Source organism: Bacteroides sp. 11BF, assembly GCF_019633765.1.
Taxonomy (GTDB): Bacteria; Bacteroidota; Bacteroidia; order Bacteroidales; family Bacteroidaceae; genus Bacteroides; species Bacteroides hominis.
The window spans coordinates 1-2,142 of record NZ_JAFKPJ010000059.1; the positions used below are offsets into that span (position 1 = coordinate 1).

General features: G+C 42.4%; 4 protein-coding genes and 1 pseudogene. 1 reads left to right on the forward strand and 4 read right to left on the reverse strand.

Annotated elements, in window-relative coordinates; genetic code table 11:
• Positions 1-244, forward strand: a pseudogene (locus tag JZY04_RS20920) (lysozyme); the annotation flags it as partial.
• Between the two features lie 72 nt (positions 245-316).
• Here JZY04_RS20920 and JZY04_RS20925 read toward each other — a convergent pair.
• The 4 genes from JZY04_RS20925 to JZY04_RS20940 form a co-directional block, all read right to left on the reverse strand.
• Positions 317-952: a hypothetical protein gene (locus JZY04_RS20925; RefSeq protein ID WP_117678617.1), complete on the reverse strand. Its 636-nt coding sequence runs from the start codon at positions 950-952 to the stop codon at positions 317-319.
• Positions 953-1,116: 164 nt separating this feature from the next.
• Positions 1,117-1,425 (reverse strand): hypothetical protein, encoded by a 309-nt coding sequence (locus tag JZY04_RS20930; protein WP_008645916.1) that lies wholly within the window; start codon positions 1,423-1,425, stop codon positions 1,117-1,119.
• 53 nt (positions 1,426-1,478) lie between these two features.
• A complete protein-coding gene (locus JZY04_RS20935; RefSeq protein ID WP_032567514.1) occupies positions 1,479-1,784 on the reverse strand; it encodes a hypothetical protein in 306 nt (101 codons plus the stop codon).
• Positions 1,724-1,954: a DUF3873 domain-containing protein gene (locus JZY04_RS20940; protein WP_008645914.1), complete on the reverse strand. Its 231-nt coding sequence runs from the start codon at positions 1,952-1,954 to the stop codon at positions 1,724-1,726. The genes JZY04_RS20935 and JZY04_RS20940 overlap by 61 nt, the downstream gene beginning before the upstream one ends.
• Positions 1,955-2,142 lie beyond the last annotated feature (188 nt).

The following is a 2,142-nucleotide window of genomic DNA, read 5'->3' on the forward strand; positions in this document are numbered from 1 at the left end:
CTGCGCGATGTTCCAGCAGTTCGGGAAGGATTCGCTTCTGCTTGCCACGCTCGCCTACAATGTCGGTCCATATCGACTTTTGGGTAGCGGAAAGATTCCCAAAAGCACGCTGATCCGAAAGTTGGAGGCGGGCGACAGGAACATCTATCGGGAGTATATCGCTTTCTGCAACTACAAGGGGAAACGGCACGCCATGCTGCTCAAACGGAGAAAGGCGGAGTTTGCACTGTTGTATGTACCATAAATAATAAGTACCTGACAAAAGAAAATCCGATGAAGCCGCAACTTCATCGGATTTTCTAATATATTGCTGCTATCAGATAGTTTGAGATGGCAGTTCTTTTATATGAACTACATTATATTCTTTGCCTTTCTTTATGTCAGTTATCTCAAATTTTGTTCCTCTTTCAAATTCCACTTGATATTCAGGATACGGACAATCCTCTCCATGATTATATATTTTATATATTTCATAAGCTTTTGTTTGACCTTCCGGTAAAGGCTCAATTATCCATTTTATAGAATGAGCATTATCAAAATCATCTATTGATGTCGTAAAAAAGCCATTTACGGTAAAAATATCTCCAATCCTATTATTACCACGCATAAAACCATCATTGGCATATAACACAGGGTGAGTATTTTTAGGAGCTTTTCTTAATGCACTATCTAAGTTTTGGATTAAAACTTCTGTTAAGGCATTCAATTTACGCCTATTATACAGAGGTTCTTGTATGAACCGAGAACTACCAAAGCCTTCAAGGATGACGATACTTAATGCTTCTAAATCAGTCAAATTATATTCTTTATAATGTATTTTATTGACCTCTTTCAGATGTTGTATCGCTTTTATATGAGAATTCAACAACTCAACATCTCCTCCTCGTTTATATGCAGATGGATTGTGCTGATATATTGTTTCTACAATTAGTTGTAAATCTTCTATATTCATATTAATATACAAAAAAATAACAATGCAAAATTAGCCTTTTATGGCTAATTTTACATATTCAAATAAGAATTTTATCGAAGATTGGAACAAAGGTTTCTTTGCTACTTTCTTTGTCCGCCATCATGCTCACTGAAAGAAAGTAGGCGGCTTTCGCCGCCCATCGTTCAAAAACGGGTGTAAAGCCCCGTCACCATCGTGAACATTTCCTCCAGCATATCGCAATATATCCCCTCGTGCGTTTCTATGTCTTTCGTCTTGCACTCGAATGTCTTTTTGCTGAACGTCCTGCGGTAGAAGCGCATATTGTAGAGGTCTGCCCCTGCATCATAGATGATGTCAAGGCGGTTGGCACTCGTCTTGTTCCTCGCAAGGCTCATGCGTAAGCCGTTGCCCATGTCTATGAAGTCTTTGCTTCCCGTCATGGTGGCAAAGCGTCTGCCACCTATCTGCTCCAAAATTGTCTTCGCTATCATATTCGTTGTATTTTAGGCGTTATGTTGTGGCGGTGCGGACACCGCCACAACGTTCAAAATTCAGTTTTCTCGGCTATGGGTGTGCATCTTTCCAGCCACTCTTTCAGCCACTCCATGTTATACTCGCTCGTTATGACTGCCGTATGGCTGTCAATGGCAGTAAACCTGCTACTTTCATAGTTGTCTATCCACCCCTTCAGGGTATCAACTCCCCATGCTTCGGCATCATCAAACATTCCGTCCAATGCCTTGATTGGCTCGCTGAACTTGACTATCAGCGTTTGGTAGGCAACTTCGTTCATCGCTTGTCCTCCTTTCTTTCCTTTGCCGTCAGCCACTTGTCCCGTGCGGCTCGGCACTCGTCTAACGTGGGTTTCACACAAGAGAACAATTCCCCGTCCGTGTGGCGGTAGTCGTATTGCATAAGTGTCCGCTTACGTCTGCCGATACCCGTTTGGGACTTCTCGTATTTCTCTGTCCCTGCTTGCGTGCAGGTGCTTACTCCGTTGATGGTCATCCGTGTACTCATAATCGTTATTTTTAGATGGTTAGAAATGTACTGACAACACTCTGTTCTGCATCACTATTTCGGGGTTACTCGTATAGCGTTGGTGCAGGTAGAAATGATGTGAGCCGAAGCCGTAATAAAAGAACTTGTCAAGTTCGTGTTTCTCGGCAAAGTCCTTGACGCTCGCCCTTAATTGCTCCTCACTCTGA